At 68.6% G+C, this 23,526-nt stretch carries 22 protein-coding genes and 1 tRNA gene; 3 read left to right on the top strand and 20 right to left on the bottom strand.

Annotation, left to right across the window (positions count from 1 at the left end; all coding sequences use genetic code 11):
• Window positions 1-24 precede the first annotated feature (24 nt).
• The 5 genes from ACT6QK_RS02275 to ACT6QK_RS02255 all read right to left on the bottom strand — a co-directional run bounded on the left by ACT6QK_RS02275 (window position 25) and on the right by ACT6QK_RS02255 (window position 4,105).
• Window positions 25-828: an MBL fold metallo-hydrolase gene (locus ACT6QK_RS02275; RefSeq protein ID WP_444596207.1), complete on the bottom strand. Its 804-nt coding sequence runs from the start codon at window positions 826-828 to the stop codon at window positions 25-27.
• A complete protein-coding gene (locus ACT6QK_RS02270) occupies window positions 825-1,616 on the bottom strand; it encodes a TatD family hydrolase (RefSeq protein ID WP_444596206.1) in 792 nt (263 codons plus the stop codon). The genes ACT6QK_RS02275 and ACT6QK_RS02270 overlap by 4 nt, the downstream gene beginning before the upstream one ends.
• Window positions 1,616-2,614 carry a DNA polymerase III subunit delta' gene (locus tag ACT6QK_RS02265; protein ID WP_444596205.1) on the bottom strand — a complete coding sequence of 333 codons (999 nt, stop codon included), beginning with the start codon at window positions 2,612-2,614 and terminating at the stop codon, window positions 1,616-1,618. Before ACT6QK_RS02265 ends, ACT6QK_RS02270 begins: the two co-directional genes overlap by 1 nt.
• The gene (gene tmk, locus ACT6QK_RS02260; RefSeq protein ID WP_444596204.1) at window positions 2,611-3,234 is read right to left on the bottom strand and encodes a dTMP kinase; all 624 of its coding nucleotides are present in this window, start codon (window positions 3,232-3,234) and stop codon (window positions 2,611-2,613) included. The genes ACT6QK_RS02265 and tmk overlap by 4 nt, the downstream gene beginning before the upstream one ends.
• Window positions 3,235-3,295: 61 nt before the next feature.
• Complete coding sequence (locus ACT6QK_RS02255) at window positions 3,296-4,105, bottom strand: septal ring lytic transglycosylase RlpA family protein (RefSeq protein ID WP_444596203.1); 810 nt, start codon at window positions 4,103-4,105, stop codon at window positions 3,296-3,298.
• Between the two features lie 96 nt (window positions 4,106-4,201).
• Here ACT6QK_RS02255 and ACT6QK_RS02250 point away from each other — a divergent pair.
• Window positions 4,202-4,291: transfer RNA gene (locus tag ACT6QK_RS02250), tRNA-Ser, on the top strand.
• A 43-nt stretch (window positions 4,292-4,334) separates the two neighbouring features.
• Here the strand turns inward: ACT6QK_RS02250 and ACT6QK_RS02245 are convergent.
• Complete coding sequence (locus ACT6QK_RS02245) at window positions 4,335-4,997, bottom strand: RpiB/LacA/LacB family sugar-phosphate isomerase (RefSeq protein WP_444596202.1); 663 nt, start codon at window positions 4,995-4,997, stop codon at window positions 4,335-4,337.
• Window positions 4,998-5,182: 185 nt separating this feature from the next.
• Here ACT6QK_RS02245 and ACT6QK_RS02240 point away from each other — a divergent pair, with 185 nt between their 5' ends.
• Window positions 5,183-5,743, top strand: coding sequence for an NADPH-dependent FMN reductase (locus ACT6QK_RS02240; RefSeq protein WP_444596201.1), 561 nt, complete (start codon window positions 5,183-5,185; stop codon window positions 5,741-5,743).
• Here ACT6QK_RS02240 and ACT6QK_RS02235 read toward each other — a convergent pair.
• Complete coding sequence (locus ACT6QK_RS02235; RefSeq protein ID WP_444596200.1) at window positions 5,740-7,140, bottom strand: helix-turn-helix domain-containing protein; 1,401 nt, start codon at window positions 7,138-7,140, stop codon at window positions 5,740-5,742. The two genes, ACT6QK_RS02240 and ACT6QK_RS02235, sit on opposite strands and share 4 nt — an antisense overlap.
• 142 nt (window positions 7,141-7,282) lie before the next feature.
• Between ACT6QK_RS02235 and ACT6QK_RS02230 the strand changes: the two genes are divergently transcribed.
• Entirely contained in the window at window positions 7,283-8,884 is a 1,602-nt protein-coding gene (locus ACT6QK_RS02230; protein WP_444596199.1) for an isocitrate lyase, read from the top strand.
• 65 nt (window positions 8,885-8,949) lie between these two features.
• Here the strand turns inward: ACT6QK_RS02230 and ACT6QK_RS02225 are convergent, their stop codons facing one another.
• From ACT6QK_RS02225 to ACT6QK_RS02165, 13 genes are all read right to left on the bottom strand, one after another.
• A complete protein-coding gene (locus ACT6QK_RS02225; protein WP_444596198.1) occupies window positions 8,950-10,434 on the bottom strand; it encodes a putative bifunctional diguanylate cyclase/phosphodiesterase in 1,485 nt (494 codons plus the stop codon).
• Between the two features lie 122 nt (window positions 10,435-10,556).
• A complete protein-coding gene (gene gspM / locus ACT6QK_RS02220) occupies window positions 10,557-11,030 on the bottom strand; it encodes a type II secretion system protein GspM (RefSeq protein WP_444596197.1) in 474 nt (157 codons plus the stop codon).
• Window positions 11,027-12,127 carry a type II secretion system protein GspL gene (gene gspL, locus ACT6QK_RS02215; protein ID WP_444596196.1) on the bottom strand — a complete coding sequence of 367 codons (1,101 nt, stop codon included), beginning with the start codon at window positions 12,125-12,127 and terminating at the stop codon, window positions 11,027-11,029. Before gspL ends, gspM begins: the two co-directional genes overlap by 4 nt.
• Window positions 12,124-13,080 carry a type II secretion system minor pseudopilin GspK gene (gene gspK, locus ACT6QK_RS02210; RefSeq protein WP_444596195.1) on the bottom strand — a complete coding sequence of 319 codons (957 nt, stop codon included), beginning with the start codon at window positions 13,078-13,080 and terminating at the stop codon, window positions 12,124-12,126. The genes gspL and gspK overlap by 4 nt, the downstream gene beginning before the upstream one ends.
• 23 nt (window positions 13,081-13,103) lie before the next feature.
• Window positions 13,104-13,691, bottom strand: coding sequence for a type II secretion system minor pseudopilin GspJ (gene gspJ / locus ACT6QK_RS02205; protein WP_444596194.1), 588 nt, complete (start codon window positions 13,689-13,691; stop codon window positions 13,104-13,106).
• On the bottom strand, window positions 13,688-14,056 hold the full coding sequence (gene gspI, locus ACT6QK_RS02200; protein ID WP_444596193.1) for a type II secretion system minor pseudopilin GspI: 369 nt from the start codon (window positions 14,054-14,056) through the stop codon (window positions 13,688-13,690). The genes gspJ and gspI overlap by 4 nt, the downstream gene beginning before the upstream one ends.
• The gene (locus tag ACT6QK_RS02195) at window positions 14,049-14,522 is read right to left on the bottom strand and encodes a GspH/FimT family pseudopilin (RefSeq protein ID WP_444596192.1); all 474 of its coding nucleotides are present in this window, start codon (window positions 14,520-14,522) and stop codon (window positions 14,049-14,051) included. Before ACT6QK_RS02195 ends, gspI begins: the two co-directional genes overlap by 8 nt.
• Window positions 14,491-15,006, bottom strand: coding sequence for a type II secretion system major pseudopilin GspG (gene gspG, locus ACT6QK_RS02190; RefSeq protein ID WP_444596191.1), 516 nt, complete (start codon window positions 15,004-15,006; stop codon window positions 14,491-14,493). The genes ACT6QK_RS02195 and gspG overlap by 32 nt, the downstream gene beginning before the upstream one ends.
• An 8-nt stretch (window positions 15,007-15,014) precedes the next feature.
• Window positions 15,015-16,229, bottom strand: coding sequence for a type II secretion system inner membrane protein GspF (gspF, locus tag ACT6QK_RS02185; RefSeq protein WP_444596190.1), 1,215 nt, complete (start codon window positions 16,227-16,229; stop codon window positions 15,015-15,017).
• Window positions 16,229-17,722 (bottom strand): type II secretion system ATPase GspE, encoded by a 1,494-nt coding sequence (gene gspE, locus ACT6QK_RS02180; RefSeq protein ID WP_444596189.1) that lies wholly within the window; start codon window positions 17,720-17,722, stop codon window positions 16,229-16,231. Before gspE ends, gspF begins: the two co-directional genes overlap by 1 nt.
• Entirely contained in the window at window positions 17,719-19,824 is a 2,106-nt protein-coding gene (gene gspD, locus ACT6QK_RS02175) for a type II secretion system secretin GspD (RefSeq protein WP_444596188.1), read from the bottom strand. Before gspD ends, gspE begins: the two co-directional genes overlap by 4 nt.
• Entirely contained in the window at window positions 19,821-20,678 is an 858-nt protein-coding gene (locus ACT6QK_RS02170) for a type II secretion system protein N (protein WP_444596187.1), read from the bottom strand. The genes gspD and ACT6QK_RS02170 overlap by 4 nt, the downstream gene beginning before the upstream one ends.
• A gap of 175 nt (window positions 20,679-20,853) precedes the next feature.
• On the bottom strand, window positions 20,854-23,526 hold a 2,673-nt coding region (locus ACT6QK_RS02165), incomplete at its 5' end, for a TonB-dependent receptor domain-containing protein (protein ID WP_444596186.1).

The raw sequence follows: 23,526 nt of genomic DNA, 5'->3' as shown, positions 1-23,526 counted from the left end.
TGCAGAGGGCGGTCTGAAGTGCGTCTACAGCGCCACGGTCGCGCTCCAGCCGTCGTAAGCCACCTCGACGTTCGCAGGAACAGCCGCGCACAAGGTCTTGTAATCCAGATCGATATGCAGGTTCGTCAGCACCGCGCGCTCGACGTCGGCGCGTTCGATCCAGTCCAGGGCCTTGTCGACATGGGCGTGCGTCGGGTGCGGCGTCCAGCGCAACGCATCCACGATCCAGAGCCTGCTGCCGCGAACCGCCTCCAGCGCGGCGTCGTCCAGATCCGACACGTCGCTGGAGTATGAAATAGGCCCCAGTCGGTACCCGACCGACCGGATCGGTCCGTGGGCCTGATCAAAGGTCACGACCGGCACGTCGCCGCCGGGACCACTCACGGACCAGTGTTCGCCGTGAGCTGGAATGCGATGCGCCTCAAGCAAGGCTGGATAGCCTTCCTTGCTGTCGAAGATGTAGTCGAAACGACGCCGCAGCGCCGCCTCTGTCGGATGATCCATCCACGCCGCGATGCGCCTGCGTCGGCGCATGACGAAGACGCGCAGATCGTCGATCCCGTGGGTCTGGTCGGCGTGATCATGGGTGTAGAGGACGGCGTCCACGGCCGTGACGCCATTGGCCAGGGCCTGTTCTCGCAGGTCCGGCGAGGTGTCGATCAGCACGTTTGTCACGCCGTCCGGGCCGCGCCGACGCGCCAGGGCAGAGCAACGGGTCCGCCGGTTTCTCGGCTCAGCGGGATCGCAGGCGCCCCAGTCGCCGTCGCCGCGCGGCACCCCGCCCGAGGAGCCGGAGCCCAGAATGGTGATCTCGATCTCGCCGCTCACGACGCAGCATCCGGTCGGGGCACGGCGTGGAACAGGTCGAAGAAGGCGTCGGTCGTTCGCCGGTCCGCCTCCTCCATAGACCACCCCCTGACCTCGGCCAGGGTCTCCAGCACCCGCCCGACATAGGCGGGCTCGTTGCGACGGCCTCGATACGGCGTCGGTGCCAGATAGGGACAGTCGGTCTCGACGATGATGCGGTCGGCGGGCATGGCGCGGATGACCTGCCTGACGTCCTCGGCCGCCTTGAAGCTGGCGATGCCGGAGACCGAGAACCAGCCACCGAGTTCCATAGCCGTTTCAGCCAGTTCCATTCCACTGGTGTAGCAGTGCATCAGGAATTTGAACGGCCCCCTGCCCTGTTCCTCGCGCAGGATGGCGGCCATCTCGGCGTCGGCTTCCCGGGTATGGATCACCAGAGGCAGACCGGTGAGGCGGGCGGCCGAGACGTGGCGGCGAAACACCTCGGCCTGGATGTCGCGCGGGCTGAAGTCGTAGTGGAAGTCCAGGCCGCACTCGCCGATCCCGACCACGCGCGGTCGGGCCGACAGCTCGACCAGCCGATCGTCCGTCAGATCCTCATAGTGGCGCGCCTCGTGCGGATGGACGCCGACGGTGCACCAGATTTCGGGATGGGCCATGGCCAAGCCGTGGGTGGCCTCGAAGGTCGCGAGCCGGTCGGAAATCTCGATCATCAGGCCGACCCCGGCGGCGCGGGCGCGGGCGATGACCTCCTCGCGATCCTCGTCAAACTGGGGCGCGTGCAGGTTCACATGGCTGTCGATCAGCATCAGCGCGTCCTCCCCGCCGCCACGGCCCGCGTACGCTCCAGCGCCGTCAGGGCGCCGGCAAGTGCGTCTGCGCGATCCAGATTTAGACCGGCGGTGCGCTCGGGAATCTCGCTGAGCTGGGACCACAGATCGGCCCAGGCCTGCCCCTCGGCCGTCGAGGCTGAAAGGGCGCGCGCCTTCACCGCCGCAATCAGCCGGTCCATGATCCGCTCGAATTTCGCCGGCCCCTCGGCGCCCCTGAACCCGTCGGCGACCGACAGGGCTTCGGCCCGGTCCAGAGCGTCGCCGGACACCCAGCGATGCGCCAGGGCGTCGGCCTCCATCGTCGCCGCCGAGGCCAGCCCGAGAGCCGCGCCGGGCGACCCGCCCGCCATCGCCGCGATCCGGTCGGCGTCGTCGGGCTCGACCTCGCCATGGCGGACCAGCAGGTCGCGGATCGCCGCCTCGCTCCAGGGCTGGAAAGACAGCCTGCGGCAGCGCGACCGGATGGTGGCCAGCAGGCGCCCGGGCGAATGGGTGACCATTAAGAGCACGCCATGCTCCGGCGGCTCCTCAAGAATCTTGAGCAAGGCATTGGCAGCGTTTATATTCAGATCGTCGGCGGCGTCGATAATGGCGACACGCGCCCTGGCCTGTGACGGGCTCTTGGAGAAGAATTCCGGCAGGTCGCGGGCCTGATCGACCGAGATCGATTTCTTGACCTTGCCGTTCTCGACCAGCCGCTCCAGCACCAGCAGGTCAGGGTGCGACTGGGCCGAAATCAGGCGCGAAACCGGATCGTCTGGCCGTGCGCCCAGCGGCCCGCGCGAAGGATCGGGCGCCGCGCCCAGCAGTCGCCGGGCGGCGCGGTAGGCGAAGGTCGCCTTGCCCAGCCCCTCGGGGCCGGTCAGCAGCCAGGCATGGTGAAGCCGGTCACGACCGCGCGCATCCTCGAACGCCGCCTCGGCCGCCGATGACGGCTGCAGATCGAACCGATCGCGCGGATGCACCTCGGTCACGGCAGGACGGGCTCGACCGCCGCCCAGACCCGGGCGAAGACGGCGTCCGGATCGCCGCTGGCGTCAATGATGCGACACCGCTCCGGATACTCGGTAGCGACGCGTCGGAAGCCCTCGCGCAGGCGCTGATGGAACGCCAGTCCCTTGGATTCGAACCTGAGGTCTGCGCCGCCGCGCGCCAGGGCCCGCTCCAGCCCGATCTCGACCGGCAGATCGAAGATCAGGGTCAGGTCCGGCTTGGTCTCGCCCACCACCGCCGCGTCCATCGCCTCGATGAAGCCCGCGTCCACGCCCCCGCCGGCGCCCTGATAGGCGCGGCTGGAATCGGAGAAGCGGTCGCAGATCACAAAGGCTCCGCGCGCCAGCGCCGGGCGGATCGTGCGCTCCAGATGATCCGACCGCGCCGCGTACATGAGCAGGGTCTCGGTCATGGGCGACCAGCGCTCCGCCGCCCCGTTAAGGGCCAGGGCGCGAATATCCTCGGCGCCGGCGGAGCCGCCGGGTTCGCGGGTGCGCACGACGTCCAGTCCGCGCGCGGTCAGGCGCTCGACCAGACGGCCGACCTGGGTCGATTTGCCGGAGCCCTCGCCCCCCTCGAATGTAATGAATCTGCCGCTCATGTCCGGGGCACAATGGCGGGGCGACAGCGCAAGGCAAGCCCATGCAGACGATCTGTGGCGATCAGCGTCCCGATATCAACAGGGCGTCGCGCACGCCACGCGCCATCGCCCCCTGGCGGGCCCGTTCGGCGCTATTGGCGTCGCTCCAGGGGCCGATCATGACGCGATAGAGGTCTCGGCCGTCGACACGGGCCGTCTCGACCCGGGTGCGCTCGCCCAGCGATTCGGCGGCGATCTGGGCGGCGGTGCGGTCGGAATAGGCGCCCGCCTGCACCCAGTACGACGCCGGACGTTCCGTGGGGGCGGGCGCAGGGCGCGGCGCTGGAGCTTCGCGGCGGGCGTAGCGCAGATCCCCCACCCCGCCCCCGCGCGGCGCCGGACCGAGATAACGCACACGAACGCGGCCCACGCCCTGCTGGATCATGCCCAGTTCCTCGGCCGCGCCGCGCGACAGATCGATGATACGGTCATCCACGAACGGCCCGCGGTCGTTGACCCGCAGCACCGCCGTGCGTCCGTTGGCCAGGTTGGTGACCTCCACCAGACCCGGAAGCGGCAGGGTCTTGTGGGCGGCGCTCAGCCCATGCATGTCGAAGCGCTCGCCGGTGGCCGTCGGCTTGCCGTTGAAGGCGTCGCCGTACCAGGACGCCATCCCGGTCTCGTCATAGTCGGGCTGTTCGCTGGGCCGGTACCAGCGGCCGCGCACCTGATACGGCCTCATCGTGCCGGAGACGATGGGCGCCGGGTCACGCACCACCGGAGCAGCAGGCGGCCCGCCTCCCCCGGCGAATCCCAGACTGCCGCACGCCGCCATGAGCAGGCCGGCGGCCCCGATGGCCGAGACCTTGATGATGCGAACAAGGCCGTTCATCGGACCCTCCTGATCAAACAGGATGACCGAAGGAATTTCCGTTTTGGTTAATCGGGGGTGACCCTGCTATGCACCCCTTCCCGTTCGAGACGTCCAGGAAGAGTGGCCGAGCGGTTTAAGGCACCGGTCTTGAAAACCGGCGACGGTGCAAGCCGTCCGTGGGTTCGAATCCCACCTCTTCCGCCATCTCCGGACGGAGCGCATGGCCCCGTCCGGACAGGTTGCAGGCTCAGGCCGGTTCGAGGACCGGGGCGGTGGCGACGACGCCTTTGATGTAGTCGCGGATGCCCGCGTCCGTAGCGTTGGCGAAGAAGTATTCCTGGAACTTCTCGCCGGCGACCGCGGCCTTCAGCAGGTCCTGATCGACGGTCTTCAGCACCGTCAGCATGTCGTGGCAGGTCACGGCCTTCAGCGACCTCAGGATGCCGCGGTTCTTGGCCATGATCTCGGCGCGCTCCTTGGGATAGCCCAGACCGCGCTCGCCCTCGAACAGCTTGCGATAGACGTCCTGCAGGTTCAGCTCGGCGGCCCAGCCGAAGCCCTTGGCGTAGGGCATGGAGATGGCGTTGCCGTCGTTGATCTGGCCGAACAGGAAGGCGTCGGTCGGGTCGATGACCAGGCCGCAGAAGACGCCCGGCATCGAGTTGGCGGCCAGCATGGAGCCCATGCCCGTGCCGCAGCCGGTGACGACGAAGTCGGCGGCGCCCGAGTTCAGCAGGATGCCGGTCAGAAGGCCGTTCATGACGTAGGTCAACGAGGCTTTGTCCTCGGGCGCATACATGCCGTAGTGGAAGACCTCGTGACCCAGAGGCTCGGTGACGGCGGTCAGGGCGTCGTGGATGACGCTGCTCTTGGCGGCCTGGCTGTTCTCGATGATCAGCGCGATTTTCATGGTGTTTCCTCTCGACAGACGATGGGCGCGGGGCCGAATGCAGACCGTCGCGCGCAAAATGATACCGGTGTCTAGCACCGATCGACCGCGATGGGCAGGCCTGTCCGGACGCCGTTACAGGCTTTGAAAGGTCGCCAGACGGCAGGGCCTGATCTAGGCTCGCCTTAAAACGGATGGGACATGACGTGCGATTGATCGGACTTTCGGGAAGCCTCCGGGCCGGCTCCTTCAACGCGGCCCTGTTGCGCGAGGCCCAGTCGCTGGCGCCGGCCGGGGTCGAGCTGGTGGCCGGATCGATCCGGGACATTCCCCTCTATGACGGCGATCTGGAGCGGGACCACGGCTTGCCGGACGCCGTGACGGTGCTGAAGGATCTCATCGCCGACAGCGACGGCCTGATGCTGTTCACGCCCGAGTACAACAACTCCATCCCGGGCGTGTTCAAGAACGCGATCGACTGGCTCAGCCGGCCGTCAGACGACATCGGCCGCGTGTTCGGCGGTCTGCCCGTGGCGGTGCTGGGCGCCTCGCCCGGCGGATTCGGCACGATCCTCAGCCAGAACGCCTGGTGGCCGGTTCTGCGCACCCTGGGGACCGACCCCTGGTTCGAGGGGCGGCTGATGGTGGCGCGTGCAGGTTCGGTGTTCGATGGAGACGGTCGCGTCGCGGACGAGACGATCCGCAAACGCCTGGCCGACTTCGTGACAGGCTTCGCCGACCACTGTCGCCGGCGCAAGGCCGCCTAACCGTCCGCGAAAGCGAAGGGGGCGGTCGGGCGGCGGATGTCGTCGGTCAGGATCGGACGACCGATCGGCGGCGCCGACCGCGCCGTGCATTCGGCGCGGTGGCACAGGCGACAGGCGACCCCGATGGGCGTGGCCATCTCCGGGAAATCCCGGGTGTAGATCAACTTGTCCGCATGCTCGGCCGCACAGACCAGGGCCACAGCCCGGTCGATCCGCTGGGCGCCATATCCCCCTCCCCCGGCCGTGACCGAGCGGGCGATGGAGAAGAACCGCTGGCCATCGGGCAGTTCCAGCCATTGCGGCACGATCTCGCGCGGCATGCGGAAGGCGGTGTGCACCGACCACAGGGGACAGCCGCCCCCGTGCCGGGCGAAGGAGAAGCCCGCCCCGTCCAGACGCTTTGAGACATTCCCGGCCGGATCGACGCGCAGGAAGAAGAAGGGCACCCTCTCCTGCCCCGGCTTTTGGAGGGTGGTCAGGCGGTGGGCCGTCTGTTCGAAACTGGTCCCGAACTGCCGCGCCAGACTTTCGATGTCGTAGCGTCGCGTCTCGGCCGCCCGTGCGAAGGCCGCGTAGGGCATGACGATAGCCGCCGCCGCATAGGCCGCCAGCGCCCGGCGGGCCAACCGCCGCCCGTCCTCGGTGGCGAACACCGCCTCGCCCAGCGCCGCGTCGATCTGGGCGCCAAGATCCAGATAGGCGATCTGTGACGCCAGCTGGAACTGCTGGCCGGCGGCGTCGAGCGCATCGTCCAGCAGGACCTCTCGCCGGTGCAGGTCATAGCGGCGCAGCGATCCGACCATGACGTCTGACGGCATGCGTCGGGTTCTCAGGCCGTGGCGGTCCTTCAGCCAAGCCGCCAGACCGCCGAGGTCCGCCACCGTTCGGGAGATCGCCTCGGCCGCCTCGTCCAGGGCCGGGAAGCAATTGCGTCGTGCCGCCAGGAACCGGCGCGACTCAGCCACTGGATCCGATGCGTCGTCCGCCTGTCCCGACCGCGCCTCTGCCGTCCGGTCGGCCAGAGCCAGATGCTCCTGCTGATAGGCCGAATAGAGCCGCAGCAGGGCCTCGGTCACGCCGGGAAAGTTGGTTGTCAGGTCGGCGTTCTCAAGCGGCGGCAGGTCGATGTCGGCGAACATCGGATCCTTCAGCACCGACTGTATTCGGGCGGCGATGTCGCTGGTCGCCTCTCCGGCCAAGGTCGCCATGTCCAGCTTGTAGGTCTGGGCCAGACGCAACAGCATCTCGGCGCTCAGCGGCCGGTGATTGCGCTCCAGAAGAGCGATGTAGGAAGCCGAGACCTCGAGGTCGGAGGCCATGTCAGCCTGGGTCAGGCCGAGGTCGCGCCGGATGCGACGCAGGCTGGGACCGACATAGAGACGACGGGGCGTGGACATGGCGGCTCGCTGTGCTGTCAAGACATTACATCATTACAAAGAATGTTTGTAGTGTTTGACGCCTTCACCGCGCAGACCGATGACCACCGGGAAATAGCGTCGTATCCGGCCGTTCTCTCGACTTCGCCGAAGGACGCCCGCCATGTCGTATCAAGACCATATTACCCAGGTCGGCTCGCTGATCGCCTCCAAGTCCGGAACCTGGAGCGGCATCAGCCCCGAGGCCGTGGCCCGGATGCGCCTCCAGAACCGCTTCCAGACCGGTCTGGACATCGCCCGCTACAACGCCGCCATCATGCGTCGCGACATGGCCGCCTATGACGCCGATCCGTCGCAATACACCCAGTCGCTGGGCTGCTGGCACGGCTTCATCGGCCAGCAGAAGATGATCTCGATCAAGAAGCACTTCGGCACGACCAAGCGAAAGTACCTGTATCTGTCCGGCTGGATGATCGCCGCCCTGCGCTCGGAGTTCGGCCCCCTGCCCGACCAGTCCATGCACGAGAAGACCTCGGTGCCGGCCCTGATCGAGGAGCTCTACACCTTCCTGCGCCAGGCCGACGCGCGTGAGCTGGGCATGATGTTCCGCGATCTGGACGCCGCCGTCGAGGCCGGCGACGAGGTCAAGGCGCGCCAGATCCAGGACGCCGTCGACACCTATCAGACCCACGTCGTTCCGATCATCGCCGACATCGACGCCGGCTTCGGCAACGCCGAGGCGACCTATCTCCTGGCCAAGAAGATGATCGAGGCCGGGACCTGCGCCCTGCAGATCGAGAACCAGGTGTCGGACGAGAAGCAGTGCGGCCACCAGGACGGCAAGGTCACGGTCCCGCACGAGGACTTCCTGGCCAAGGTCCGCGCCTGTCGCTACGCCTTCCTGGAGCTGGGCGTCGAGGACGGGATCATCGTCACCCGCACCGACAGCCTGGGCGCCGGCCTGACCAAGCAGATCGCCGTTTCCAACGAACCCGGCGACCTGGGCGATCAATACAACAGCTTCCTGGACTGCGAGGAGATCGCGCCGGCCGATCTGAAGAACGGCGACGTCATCTTGAACCGCGACGGCAAGCTGCTGCGGCCCAAGCGCCTGCCGTCCAACCTGTTCCAGTTCCGGGCGGGCACGGGCGAGGACCGCTGCGTCCTGGACAGCATCACCAGCCTGCAGAACGGCGCCGACCTGTTGTGGATCGAGACCGAGAAGCCCCACGTCGAGCAGATCGCGGGCATGATGGATCGCATCCGCGCCGTCATCCCCGACGCCAAGCTGGTCTACAACAACTCTCCGTCCTTCAACTGGACCCTGAACTTCCGCCAGCAGGTGTTCGACGCCTGGGCCGCCGAGGGCAAGGACGTCTCGGCCTATGACCGGGCCCGGCTGATGAGCGCGGAATATGACGCCACCGACCTCGCCGTCGCCGCCGACGAACGCATCCGCACCTTCCAGGCGGACGGGGCGAAACGGGCGGGCATCTTCCACCACCTGATCACCCTGCCGACCTATCACACGGCCGCCCTGTCCACGGACAATCTGGCGAAGGAGTACTTCGGCGAGGCGGGGATGCTGGGCTATGTCGCGGGCGTGCAGCGCAAGGAGATCCGCGAGGGCATCGCCTGCGTGAAGCATCAGAACATGTCCGGCTCGGACATCGGCGATGACCACAAGGAGTACTTCGCCGGCGAGGCCGCCCTCAAGGCTGGCGGGGTTCACAACACGATGAACCAGTTCGGCGAAGCCGCCTGATCCATCTCCCGCCCATCAAGCCGCCCCGGATCGCAAGGTTCGGGGCGGTTTCGATTCGAGCCCTGTCAGGCCGCAGCTTTCAACGAACCGGAGGCAGACGGGGCCGCCATCGCGTCGTCGATGCCCTCCGCGGTCGCCGGCTCGCCGACGTAGAAGCCTTGGGCCAGCTTGCAGCCTTCGGCGCGCAGGATCTTGAGCTGGGCGCCGTTCTCGACCCCCTCCGCCAGAACCTTGACCCCGAGGGCCTCCGCCAGATCGGTGATCGCCTTGATGATCGCCGTCGCGTCGGGCCTCAGACCCAGATTGACGACAAAGGACCGGTCGATCTTGATCTTGTCGACCTCGAACTGGCTCAGATAGCCGAGGCTGGAATAGCCGGTGCCGAAGTCGTCCAGGGCGATGGAGAAGCCCAGGCCGCGCAGGTCGTCCAGACTGGCGCTCACCACGGGATCGGCGTCCAGAAGCACGCCCTCGGTGATCTCCAGCTCGAAGTCCGAAGGCCTGACCGCATGATGTTCGACCAACCGCCTCACGGCCGGGACGAACTCGGTCGATTTCAACTGCACGGGCGAGACGTTGACCGCCACCTTCAGGCCCGGCCAGCGTTTGGAATCGCGGAAGGCGGCTCCCAGGGCGAATAGACCCAAAGCCTCGCCCAGACCGGACGCCTCGCCGATGGGAATGAAGACGGTCGGCGGCACCTCGCCCCGAACCGGACTGGTCCAGCGCATCAGGGCCTCGACGCCGACCAGATCGCCCCGCTCGTCCACCTGGGGCTGATAGACCATGCGCAGGGCCCCATCGACGAGGGCGGCGCGCAGCTCACGCGTCAGCTCTAGCCGGAGCTTGCTGGACTGGTCGAACTCCGGCTCGAAGAAGGCGATGGTCCCCCTGGCGTTCCGCGCGGCAGAGAGAGCCAGCCGGGCCTGCCGGATGGCCTCATGAGGGTCGGTGCAGGAGGCGTCGGGGAAGCTGACGCCGACGGCGCTGCCGATGATGACCGAGCCCGCCGGGGTCGCGACCGGCATGTCCATCAAGCGGTTCAACTGGCCGCTTAGGACGGCCAGCTTGGCCCGGGTCAAGGAGCCCACCACGATGGCGAAGACGTCTTCCCCCACGCGGGCGGCCCGATCGACCTCGTCGAACACGCCCTGGAGACGGGTCGCGATTTCGGCCAGAACCGCATCCCCGCAGTCGTGGCCCAGATTGTCGTAGATCTCCTGGAGGCGGGTCAGGCCGACGCAAACGATCGCGCCATAGGTCGGGTCTTCACCCAGGCTGAGGGCGCGACGGCGCTGCTCCTCCAGCAGGCTGACGACGCCATTCAGGTTCGGCAGTTGGGTGACCGGGTCGTGATTGAGCAGATACTGCGAGCGGGCCGCAGAGGTGCGGCTCAGCTGGATCGACTTTCTCCATTGGCGCAGCAGAATGAGCGACCCGGCCACGACACCCGCCATCACGGCCGGAAGAACCTGGCTCGATCCGGGCGCGTGCATGGCCTGGGCGAACAGGGTCACCACGCTGCTCGTCACCGCGACGACCGCCGCCAAGGCAAGCAGATCCGTCCGCGGCTGAAGGGCGCGCTTGCGGACGAATCTGGGGCGTGGCGACGACATTCAGGCTCCTGTTCCCCGGGATGGAGCCAATCTAGGCCGGCACTATGGAAAAACCCTTACCGAGCAGCGCCGCTCGCCGCCCCCTCGACCGTGACCGTGGAGTCCGCGTTCTCGATGACGGACAGGGAGGTGATCGTCAGCCCCTCCCGCTCCATCGCCGCCAGCCAGGCGAAGGCCGCGCCAGTGGGCAGGCTGGACGCAGTGAAGCCCAGATCGCCGTTGGCGGCCATGGCGAGGTTGGGCGTCACCCCGGCCTCGGCGGCGGCCGCCTCGACGACGGCGTTGATGTTCCGGACCGGCGTCGCTGGCCTGGGCGACCCTGCCCCGTTCAGCGCCGACGCCACAGCTGTCTCCTCGGCGACAGCCGCGAAGCGCTGATCCGCCGCCGTCTCCCGCCAGGCCTGCAACGGCCGGTAGATCAGGAGCCAGCACAGCACCGCTGCGGCCAGGCCGGCACAGACGATCAGCATGACCCGCTCGCGCGGCGTGCGCCCGTCCAGCCAGGCATTGATATGGGCCACAAGCTTCATCCGTCCCTCCCGATGAGGACGCCGCTGACGATGCGCCCGTTGTCCTCCACCGTGCTTTCGTCGATCAGGCCGTAGCCTGCAGCGGCCATGGCCGTGCGCAGGCCGTCGAGGTCCTGGAAGGCCGGATAGCTGATTGTGGCGCTGAGCCCCCGGGCGGGTTCGAACGACAGGGCATCGATCTCAGCGCCGTCCACACCTTCAACGGACGCGAAGAGGGCGGCGGCGGCCTGGCCCACGCCGCGAGGAAGGGCGACCTCGGCCCGACGACGCACCTCTGCTGCTGGGTTCTCCGCCTCGGCAAGCTCTGGCGCGGATGTCGCGATCATCGTCGCGGTTCGATCCTTGGCGCCCCGGGCGAGCGCCGTATCGCGCAGCCCGCCGCCGATCGCGAGCAGCAGCGGCGACACCAAGAGGGCGGCGGCCAGCCCGATCGGCAGACGCCAGGCCTTGCGACCGGGCGCGGAGGCCGCGGAGGCCGTCGCCCGTAGGTCCAGCGGCGGCGCAAGCGCGGTCGCCGCGAGAGCACGGGCCCACCGGACATCGTCGACAAGATCCACGGCCCGGCCCTCAACCATGATGTCGGCGAGGTCGATCTGGGTCGTGACCGCCAGATCCGCCCCACGCAGGACCACATCGGCGCCGAGATCACGCCGGGACACGGTGTTCGTCTCGTGCGGGGCCGGCAGGATGAGGTTGTCGGGCACGATCGCCTCGGGCCTGACACCGAGACTGGCGAGATAGTCGCTCCAGGCCTGCACTAGGGCCGTCGCTACCACGGCCACGGTGCGGGGTTCGCCCTCCTTGACCGCCGGGCCTAGAGCCACCGACAACCGGTCCGCCGGCGCCGCCAGATCGGCGCGCAGGGTCCACAGGGCCGCAGCCCTGACCTGGGCGGCGCTCCCCACGGGCAGGACCAACCTGCGCACCAGGACGTCCGCGCCGGGCGCGATCGCAAGCGTCCGCATCGGCGCCAGGTCTGCGGCGTTGTCCAGCGTCAGGGCGGATTGCGCGGCCACGGCCCCGTCCGCACCGACGATGACGACGGGCGCGGGCAGGTCGGCCGAGACCGGGATGAGGACCAGTCGGGTGGGTATCATTCTTCGGACGTCCAGCGGCGGATGACGGTGCGGGCCCGGCCGTCGGGATCGAGACGGATCAGGGCGGTGCGGCGATAGGGGGTTCCGGCGATCTCGACAGAGATGTTGAGATCGAAATATCGGGTGACGAGCGACAGCTGGTTGCGCGTCTCCTCGTCGGGGCGGACGGCGGCGAGGGCCGGCTGGGCCCAGAAGGCGTCCAGCGTCGTCCAGCCTCCCGGCGGACGGGCGGCGATCGCCGCCTTGGCGGCCGCGAGGCCCAGACGCCCCTGACTGACGGCGACCAGCAGGGGCGCCTGATCGACCGTGAGGGTGTTCGGATTGAGCGGCGACAGTCGCGTCGTCGGCAGGGCGCAGAGCCAGGGCCGTAGCCGGGCATAGAGGGCGGCGTCCACCCCCTGCACGGCGCGCAGCTCCGTGACCTCGGCCATCATCACCCCGGCCGTGCGATAGCCCTCGGCCCGGCCGGCGTAGCGGGCGTCCTCAGCGCCCCCGGCCCGCGCCTCGCCGTCGACATCCATCCAGTCGACGGCGGCGTCCGCGACGGCTGACATTCTCTGGCGCGGCAGACCCAGGGCGGCGCCGAGGGCGATGAACTGCGCGACGCCGGTCGGCTGGGCGATCAGGTCCTCCCCCTGGCCCAGCACCAGACTGTTGATGTTGATACAGGCCTGACCGTCTCTTAGGGTCGCGCGGATTTCGCCCTCCTCCAACGGAAACGACAGGCTGCGTCCGTTCCAGGCGGGTTGCAGCGGGGTGCGGTCGGGCGAGGCCGCGGACAGCCGCCCGATCTCCAGCGCCGCCAGGGCCTCGGCGCCGGCGGCATAGGCCTGGGCCTGGGCCTGGGTGTCCGCATTGGTGGTGCGGCGGATCGAGAAGCGGACATCGTCGAGGATGGCCACGCACAGGGCGGCCATCGCCGCCACCAGTAGCAGGATGGTCAGCAGGGCCATCCCCTCGCGCGACCGCCGCGACCTCATGCCCCGGCCACCAGCAGCAACTGGTCGATCTCGCCGAGGCCATCGACGGTCAGGCGCAGGCGCACGGCGTCGGGCAGCGGCCGATCGCTGGAGGCGGCATAGGCGGGAGCCTCCGCGCCCCGCGACACGAAGGTCACCCCGGCGCTGCGCACGCCGCGCAGCAGGATCTGGCGGGCTCCGGGTCGGGCGCCGTCCAGATAGGTCGAGGCCTGCCGCTCCAAGCGATCCTCGACCAACCTGTACTCGACGCGCTGCATCGAGGGGCGGGCTGCGTCATCGGGATTGGCGACGCCTGTGCGGGCCAGCACCAACAGCGGATCGCCAGGCTGCGCGGCGCCGATCAGGGGCTGGGGCGCAGGACGCCCGGTCGCCCCCCGCGTCCGCCTCGGCGCCGCCTGAGCGAGATCGGCTCGCAGAAGGGCGCGCATGCGCTGCAGTTCCGCCAGACGCTCCGATCGCTCATGCACGACCTCGCGGGTGTCCAGGGTCCGGGTCAGGACCAGAACCCCGGCGGCGGCCAGGACGGCGAAGATCGCGACCGCGATCAGCACCTCGACGAGGGTGAAGCCGCCGCGCCGCGTCATGACCTTCCCGTGGTTCGGAAGACGATCCGCCGCGCCGCCTCGTCCGTAGCGTCCTCCTGCGGCGCTACCCGGACCTCGATCCGTTCCAGCCCGGCGACGCCGGTCGGCTGGATGTCGCGCCGCCAAGTCCATTGACGCCCCGCCAGAACCGTCTGCCCCGTACTGTCCGTTCCCATGCCCAGAGCCGCCTCGGCCGCGACATTGTCAGCCACGATCCCGCCCAAGGTGCGATCCTGCACCCTTGCCGCCGTTCGTACGCTCTCGCCCGACAGGTTCAGCAGCGCCATCGCCGCCAGGGCGAAGACCGCGAGGGCCACGAGGATTTCCAGCAGGGAAAAGCCCTCGCGGGGCGCGACCTCAGCCACGGACGGTCACCTCGCCGCCGGCGTCGACGCGCACACTGAGAGAGCGGCCGTCGCGCGTCAGCGTCCAGTCGCCGGGCTCCGCGCCGCCGGTCGGATCGAACATCAGCCGTCGCACGTCGCTCGCAACGACGACGCCCTCGCCCCAAGTCCAGCTGCGAAAGGGCGACGGCAAGGGCGTCCAGTCGTCGCCTTGAAGGGTCTCGAACCGATAGCCTTGGGTGTCGGTCATCACGACGACCGGCCGGTTGGTCAGCATGGCCTCCTCGCGCCCTCGCACCAGTCGCGCCGCCAACCGCTCGGCCTCCTCGGCGACGGTCGGGCGCGGGTCCGGCGCCGTCAGCAGCACGGCCCCAGCGGCCAGGCCGATGATGACCAGGGTCACCATCAACTCGACGAGGGTGAAGCCAGTCCGCCGTTTGCGATCACGGGCGTCCTCAGCCCTGCCAGTTGCCGATATCGGCGTCATCGCCCTCGCCCCCCGTCTTGCCGTCGGCGCCGAAGGACCAGATGTCGAAAGCGCCGCCGTGGGCGCTCTGGCGTCGATACTGGTAGTCCGCCCCCCAGGGATCCTTGGGCAGACGGCGGATATAGCCGCCCTGACGGTAGCGCGCGGGCTGGGCCAGGTCGGCGGGCGGGGTCTTCAGCGCCGCCAGCCCCTGCTGGTCCGTCGGGAAGGTCAGGTTGTCGAGGCGATAGGTCTCCACCGCCTGCTCCAGCACGGCGATGTCGGCCTGGGCCTTGCCGACCATGGCGCGGTCCTGGCTGGGCAGAACGTTGATGGCCACGATCGTCGCCAGCAGGCCGATGATGACGATCACCACCATCAGCTCGACAAGGGTGAAGCCTTTACGTTGCGCTATGCTCGCCGCGCGGCGGCTCGCGACTTGAGCGCGGAGTTCTGGCGCTACGCCGGCCACTAGGGCGTGGTCGGTGTTTTCGCGTCGGGACATGCGGTTACTCATCTCAGGGCCAGGGTGTTGATCTGCAGGATCGGCAGCAGGATCGACAGGACGATCAGGGCGACGATTCCGCCCATGACCACGATGATCGCCGGCTCCAGCAGGCTCAGCATCGTGGCGGTGAAGGTGGCGAACTCGCGCTCCAGATAGTCGGCCGCGCCTTCCAGCATCGGCTCCAGCCGTCCGGCGTTCTCGCCCGAGGCGGTCATGGTCAGGAGGATCGGCGGAAACACGCCCGCACGGCGCATGGCGGCCGAGAGGCCGGCGCCTTCGCGCACGGCGTCGGCCATGGTCTGTGTCGCCTGCCGCAGATGCCGGTTCGACACGGTACGCGCCGTGATCGACAGACCCTCCAGCACCGGCAGGCCGGAGGCCAGCATGGTCGACAGGGTCCGCGCCATCCGCGCCGCATGCAGGTCGCGGGTCAACCGACCGACGACCGGCAGGCGCAGCATCCAGCGGTCGAGCCTCAGCCGCACGTCCTCTCGCCGGCGCAAGACCAGCCCGGCGCCGACGGCCGCCGCAGCGACGAGCGCCAGCAGCCAGCCCCAGTTCCGCATCAGGTCCGACAGGCCGATGACCACCCGGGTGATCAACGGCAGGGTCTGGTTCATGCTGTCGAACTGGTCGACCACCTTGGGCACCACGAAGACCATCAGGGCGGTGATGACGCCCAGGGCCACCACGGCCAGAACCGCCGGATAGACCAGGGCGGTCACGACCTTGGCGCGCACCTGCTGGTCGCGCTCCAGGCCGTCGGCCAGGCGTTCCAGAATGGGCTGCAAGGCCCCGGACTGCTCGCCCGCCGCCACCATCGCCCGGTAGAGTGGCGGAAACGCCCGCCCCTGGTCGGCCATGGCCTCCGACAGGCGTCGTCCCTCCAGCACGCGAGCATGGACGCCGCCCAGGATGTTGCGCACGGCCGGGCGGTCGGCCTGATCCGCCAGATTGCGCAGGGCCTCCTCGACCGGGGAGACGGCGATCAAGGCCGCCAGCTGTCGTGTCGTCAGGGCCAGGATGCGGCCGTTCAGCCGGTCTCCCCTACCCTTTCTCGCCGTTTCGACGACCGGGGCCGCAGATCCTGCCGCCAGTTCGAGGACCGCCAGCTTCCGGCCGGACAGACGCGCATGGGCTTCCGCCTCGTCGCGTGCCGAAACCTCGCCGGAGATCATCCGGCCCTGACCGTCCACGGCGGTATAGGCGAAGGCGGCCATCAGGCGGCGACCTCCTGGGCGGTCGAGGTCTCCTGCCGGGCGACCCTCAACGCTTCCTCGACCGAGGTCAGGCCCTCGGCCACGGCGACGCGCGCCCGGTCGTTCAGACGGCCGCCGTCGGGGAAGGCCGCGGCGATCAGGTCGTCCTCCGCAGCACCCGAGGCGATCAGGCGACGCAGCTTGTCGTCCACCCGCGCTACTTCATACAGACCGACCCGGCCGACGTAACCGGTCTGGCCGCAGTGCGAACACCCCGTCGGTCGCCAGATGCGCGCGCCCTTCTTCAAGCCGACCAGACGGGCCGTCGGGCCGTCCGCGACCTCGGGCGTGCGGCAATGTTCGCACAGCCGCCGCACCAGTCTCTGGGCCACGACCAGCCGCACCGTCGAAGCCAGCAGGAAGGGCTCGACCCCCATGACCTTCAGCCGGGTGAACGATCCGGCCGCGTCATTGGTGTGGACGGTCGACAGCACCAGATGCCCGGTCAGGGCCGCCTGCACCGCCACCGAGGCGGTCTCGGTATCGCGAATTTCGCCGACCATCACGACGTCGGGGTCCTGACGCAGGATGGCGCGCAATCCGGCGGCGAAGGTCATGCCGACCTTGGTGTTGACCTGGGTCTGGCCGACGCCGTCGATGGCGTACTCGACCGGATCCTCGACGGTCAGGATATTGCGCGTCTGGTCGTTGAGCAGGTTCAGCGCGGCATAGAGGCTGGTCGTCTTGCCCGACCCCGTGGGCCCGGTGACCAAGACGATGCCGTTGGGCTCGGTCAGGGCGGCGCGGAAGGCGTCCAGCGCATCCGGCGTCATCCCCAGCCGGTCCAGTGTCAGCCCGGCCTGATCCTTGTCGAGGATCCGCAGCACGACACGCTCGCCGCCGCGCGACGGCAGGGTCGAGACGCGCACGTCCAGCGACTTTCCGCCGAGGGCCAAAGGGATGCGGCCGTCCTGCGGCACGCGACGCTCGGCGATGTCCAGCCGCGCCATGACCTTGATGCGTGACACGATCACCGAAGCCACGCGCGGATTGAGCCTGAGCGCCTCGCGCAGCACCCCGTCCACCCGCATCCGCACGATCAGGGCCGTCTCGTAGGTCTCGAGGTGGATGTCGGAGGCCCCGGCCCGCACCGCCTCGGCGATGACGCCGTTGATCAGCCGGATGACCGGCGCATCGTCGGCGCTGTCCAGCAGGTCGGCCGTCTCCGGCAGGTCGTCGATCAACCCGTCCAGACCGCCCGGCATGGCGAGGTCGGCATCGGCCCCGGCCAGGTTCTCCTCGGCGTAGACATCCGACAACCGCCGGTCGAAGGCGGCCTGATCCAGCCGCTCGACCTGCAGCGGCCGGCCCAGGGCGCGCCGCGTCTCAACCAGAGCCATCGGATCGGCGCCCTCACGCAGTCCGATCACAGCGATGTCGCCCGCATCAAGCAGGATGACGCCGTGCTGTTTGGCGAAGCCATAGGGCAGCCGGGGCGCGACCAGGGTGATCATGACACCGGCGAGACCGCATTGTGGGCCGGCGGAAGGGCTTGGGCCTCCACCGGGGCGATGACCAGCGGCGTCCCGGCCGAGGGGGCGGCGGCAGGCGGCTGGGCCTGCATATAGTCGCGCAGCAGGGCGTCCAGCGACGGCTCGACGCCCGGCTGGGTGCGCACCTGCTCGCCACGGATATAGCCCCAGCGATCGGCGGTCAGGTTTTGCGCGTCCGCAGCGCTGCGGATGATGGTCGGGCGGATGAAGACCATCAGATTGGTCCGCCCCCGTTGGCGGGCGTTTGAGCGGAACAGGGCGCCGACGCCGGGCAGGTCGCCAAGACCGGGCACCTTGTCCACCGACAGCCGGTCGTTCTGGTCCAGCAGGCCGCCGGCCACGGCGATGTCGCCGTCATCGACCACCTGGGTGGTCTCCAGCTCACGCTTGTTCAGCACCAGATCCGAGGCGCCGGAGGTCAGGACGCCGTTGATGCTCGACACCTCCTGCCGCAGGGACAGTGTGATGGAGCCCCCGGCGTTGATCTGCGGACGGACGATCAGCTTGACGCCGATGTCCTTGCGTTCGGTCGTCGTGAAGGGATTGGTGTTGCCGTCCAGCAGGGTGCTGCCCGTGGTGATCGGCACCTCCTGTCCGACCAGGATGGTCGCCTCCTGGTTGTCCAGTGTCATCAACGACGGCGTCTGCAGCAGGTTGGAGTTCTCGTCGGACTTGGCGGCGTTGATGACGAAGCCGAACAGGCCGTCGCCCATCGAGCCGCCCGCGCCGCCGACGAAACCGTTGGCGCCGACCAGGGTGTTCAGCGCCAGATTGTGGAGCTGCTCGCGGATCGGATCGTCCTTGTCCAGCTGGCCCGAGGCCGCCCCGCCCGCGATCGGAACCAGGGGCGCGGCGCGGTCGGAATAGTTGGTCAGGCCGACGCCCTGCTCGCCGGCCACCAGCCACTGGACGCCCAGTTCGCGCACGGCGGTGTCGCTGAGCTCCACAACGATGGCCTCGATCAGCACCTGCTGGCGACGCACGTCCAGCTGGCGGATCACTTCGCCGAGGCTGCGCTGCAAGTCGGCCGGGCCGGAGATGACCAGGGCGTTGGCGCCGGGGAAACGGGCGATGGCGGCCCGCTGGCCGGTCGCCGTGGTCGTCGAGACTCCGATCGAGGCGGCGTTCGTCGACGTTTCCGGCGCCGATGATCCACCTGCGGACGAAAGGCGCGGCGTCGACAGCGAGGGCGCGGACGGGGCGGCGGACGGCGTCTGGCCGACCAGCTGTTGAAGCACCGGCAGCAGTTGTTCGGCGTCGGCGTGTTGCAGGAAGACGACCTTCAGGTCCGCGCTCGACCGCGCCCGTTGATCCAGATCGGCGACGAGGGAACGCAGCTTCGCCACCGCCGTCGGGTCGCCGCGCAGGATGACGGCGTTGGAGCTCTCCACGGCGGTGATGGTCACCAGACCGCCCTGCCCGCCCGGTCCGGCCGTCACCGATTGCAGCACGCCAGCGATCTCCCGCGCCGAGGCGTTCTCCAGCGGTACGACATCATAGGAGGACCGATCCACATCGATCCGGCCGATCAGGGCGCGCACCCGGGCCAGGTTGTCGGCGAAGTCGGCCACCACGACGCTGTTGGCGCCGGGATTGGCCAGGACCTGACCCTGGGCCCCGACCAGAGGCCGGATGGTCTCGGCGGCAGATGCGGCGTCGATGTTCCTAAGGTTGAACACCTCGGTCGTGAACCGCTCCGTTCCGACCGTCGCCGGCCCTTGCGCCGCGCCCTGTGCCGGGCTGATGCGATACGCGCCCGACGAGGTCGGGGTCACGACCAGACCGTTGGCGCGCAGGGTCGACAGGAAGACCTCGAACATCTGGGTCCGGTTCAGCGGCCGGTCGCTGGTCACCGTCACCGTGCCGGTCACCGCCGGATCGACGATAAAAGTCCGGCCGGTCGAACGGGCCACGTCCTGGATGAAGGCCCGGATGTCGGCGCCCTGCACATTCAGCGTCTGGCGCGCCTCCTGGGCCTGTGCGGCCACGACGCCCATGGGGCCTTGCAGCACGAGCAGGGCGACGACGGCAGCGCTCGTCAGTCTGCGTGAAATCGGCGTCATTGGGCGGTCCTGATGGTCGTGGTCTGGACGGCGCCGTCGCGCTCGTATCGGATTTCAGCGCTGGTCGCGCCGGACAGACGATTGCGCAGTCCGGCGATGGCCTGCGGAGAGTTAAGCTCGGAGCCGTTGACGGCGAGGATCACGTCGCCCGACCGCAGCCCGGCCGCGCGCAGGGCGCCGCCGTCTCCGGTCGATGTCACGGTGAAGCCTGACACCCCCAGCCCCTTGAGGCGTGGCCGCAGCCCGGCCTGGGCCACCAGACGCGCCGGATCGACCTGTGGCGCGGCGGCCGGGGTTGTCGCGGGCGCACTGGCCTGCGGCGTCACGACCTGCGGGGTCGCCGGGGCGGCGGGCGGCGCGGGCGTTCCGGGCGGAGCCTCGGTGAAGATCAGTCGGCTGACCGAGCCGCCCCGCGCCAGCAGCACATGATCGGATCCGACCGACTGCAGCACCAGACCCGGCTTCACCTCTTCCCCGATCCCGACCGAGACCTGACGGCCGTCGGACAGGCCGATGATGGCCGAGCCGCCGCCCGGCCCGCCGGCGCGGACGCCGTAGAGGCGCATCTGCGTGGCGTCGGCGCCTGTGACCTCGGCCAGGCTGCTCTGGGTGCCAGTGCGGAAGAAGGCGTCAAACCTCTGGAAGATGGAGACATCGGCCTCCGGCATCGGCCGCGCTGCGGCCTGAGGGGCCTCGGGCGCGGGCTCGACGAACAGCCAGACCAGCCGACCGGCTTGAACGGCCAGCAGCAGCGACAGCACGACCGTCGCCACGAGCGGCGCGTTCAATCGCCCGGCGACAGGGGCGACGCGCGTCCCCGCCCGTACTGCGATGTTGCGAAGACCAGAGATCACGCTGAACACTCGTCGGCCCTGCGGCCCCCGATCGCCGTCCTAGACCGATCGTCCGTGGACGGCCCTCACCGCTCCATGACGACGGCGACAAGTTGCTGTGACGATTAAACCGGACCCGGATCAAACGACGCGAAACCGACACGGAAGGGCGAGCCGCCCTTCCGTGTGGTCCGGATCAGAAGCGCGCCGTCAGGCTGACCGAGGCGCTGGCGCCCAGGTCGTAGTTGTTGATCAGGATCTTGTTGCCCAGTTCCTGATACTCGTCGAACTCGGTGCGCAGCAGGTTGCGCAGTTCCAGGGCGAAGCCCAGCTCGCGCGACCCGATATCGAAGTCCTTGCGATAGACGAAGTCCAGGAAGACGCCCGGTTCCTGGATATAGTCGGGCTCGCGGTTGCCCGCGCTGCCCGCGCCGCGCGCCGTGGTGCGCTCTGACACATAGTTGACGATGATCGTCGCCTGCGACCGGGCGGCGTCGTCCTCCCAGCCCAGTTGCAGGTTGGCGACGTGCTCCGACTGGCCCTGCAGACGGCTGCCGTCCTCGATGAAGAAGGACGCCTGCTCCGGCGCGCCGGCGCCGCCGAGCGTCAGCACGGTGTCCCCTGCGTCCACATTCACTTCGGACTTGGCGTAGGTGTAGTTGGCCTGGACCAGCCAGCGCTTCGACGCGATGAAAGCCATGCCGTTATCGGGGAACTCGAAGAACTTCTTGGCTTCAAGCTCGGCGCCCATGATCGTCGCCTCGGGCGCGTTCAGGAACGACTGCTGACGCTGGTTGCCCACATCGACGATCGTCGCCTCGACCGGCTTGTCGAGCTTCTTGTAGAAGACGCCAGCGGTCACATACTGCTGGCGGGCGAAAAACCATTCGTAGCGGGCGTCCAGGTTCAGGATCTCCGTATCGACCAGATACGGGTTGCCGATGAAGGTCCGGTTGCTCTCGGGGTCCGTATAGGCCTGGGGCGCCAGTTCGCGGAACTGCGGGCGACCGATGGTCTGGGAGGCACCGAGACGCAGTTGCTGATCCTCCGCGAAGTTCCAGGTCGCCGTGATCGACGGCAGGAAATACTGCTCCTCGATCACCGTCGGGGTGAACAGGGTCGTGCCGCCGAACAGGTTGCGCGGCGTGACGCTCTGCGACCCGTCCTCGTAGCGGACTCCCAGGGTGGTGCGCACCAGCGGGATGATCTCGGCGTCCACCATCACATAGGCCGCATTGACCTTCAGGTCGGCGTCATAGGCGTTGTCGCCGTTGCCGCCGGCGATCTCGCGGATCTGCAGCGTTGTCGGGTTGATGTTGAAGTCGCTGGTCAGGAAATCCACGCGGGAGAGACGTTGCGAGTCCGTCAGGCCGTTGACCGCCTCGAACTGAAGGTCGCGACGTTCCGCAGAGCGGGTGTTGTCGAAGGCGGCGACGCCGAAGCTGAACACCGCATCCCGGCGATCCGACAGAGGCAGGCGATAGCTGACGTCCGCCCCGCCGGAGACGATCTCGTCCTCCAGCTCGCTGAAGGAGATCAGGTTGCCCTGGATGTTGTGGATCCAGTCGCCGGCGGCGTTCTGGCCGTACTCGAACTTGGTCTCATAGGGCGCGTCGCGCGAGGTGCGGGCATAGGCCGCGCGCCAGTCAAGCGACAGGGCGCCGTCCATGAAGTCGTGCTCGCCGGCCAGCTGGGTCGAGAACAGATCCCGGACGAAGTATTCCGTGTAGTCGGTGCGAAGCAGCGAGCCGCCCGCGTCGAAGTCCGGACCGGCCTTGCTGCGCGCCGCCTTGGTCGTGTTGCGGACGTAGAAATTCGTCCACTTCAGGGTGTTGGTCTCACCCGTCAGCGACAGACCAGCCAGCAGGTTCAGCTGCACGTCGTTCTGGTTGGATACGACATCGTAGTCGGTGACCGGAACCAGGACGGAGCCCGAGAACTGGCCTTCCTGCTGCTTGCCCGTGCGGGTCTGCCAGCTGTTGTCATAGCCGCCGACGGCGAACACGCCGAGCGTCCCAAGCCCGGTCTCGACCGAGGTTCCGCCGGCGAGGCCGAGGCCGAAGTCGACCGGGTTGGTTTCGCGCTGAAGCAGGCGCAGCGGCGAGTTCACCAGCGACTGGCCGATGGTCTGGAGTTCGTTGGCGGTGAAGTTGGCGCTGTTGACCTGTTTGCCGGAGGCGAAGGCCAGGCCCAGCGGTCCCGGGACGTCGCGCGTGCCGTCGTCGAAGCCGGTGAAGTCGGTCCGCGAGCCGAAGTAGATCAGGCTTTCCTTGCCCGTCGTTTCAGAGTCGCCGCCGATCGAGACGCTCATGTCGAAGAAGGGATCGCTCGGGGCGTCGATGGTGCGCAGATCGACCACACCGCCGCCGAACTCGCCGGGGAAGTTGGGCGAATAGGTTTTCTGGACGGTCACGCTGTCGAGAATGTTGGACGGGAACAGGTCCAGAGGCACGACGCGCTGCAGCGGCTCGGGGCTCGGCAGGGGCGAGCCGTTCAGCATGGCCGAGGAATAACGCTCGCCCAGGCCGCGCACATAGATGAATCGACCTTCGACGACCGACAGGCCGGTGACGCGGGTCAGGGCGGCGGCGGCGTTGGAGTCACCGGTCCGTACAAGGTCTTCCGAAGTCAGGATGGCGGCGACTTCGGAGCACTCGCGTTTCGGCTCGGGAATAAAACGACCGAGGACGACGATCTCTTCGACGACGTCGGCCTGTTCCTCGGTCGGGGCGTCCGTCTGGGTGGCGGCCGGCGCGGGGGCCTGGTCCTGCGCCATGACAAGGGTCGGCGCGACCAGCGAGGTGGTGGCCAGGAGGACCCCGGTCAGGGTCAGGGTGAGGGTCTTCATGATCGGGGCCTCGAAGGAGCG

This window comes from Brevundimonas sp. (assembly GCF_052436175.1).
Classification (GTDB): Bacteria; Pseudomonadota; Alphaproteobacteria; order Caulobacterales; family Caulobacteraceae; genus Brevundimonas.
The sequence above is the reverse complement of the archived record's forward strand: the minus strand, read 5'-3'. Positions and strand labels throughout refer to the sequence as shown.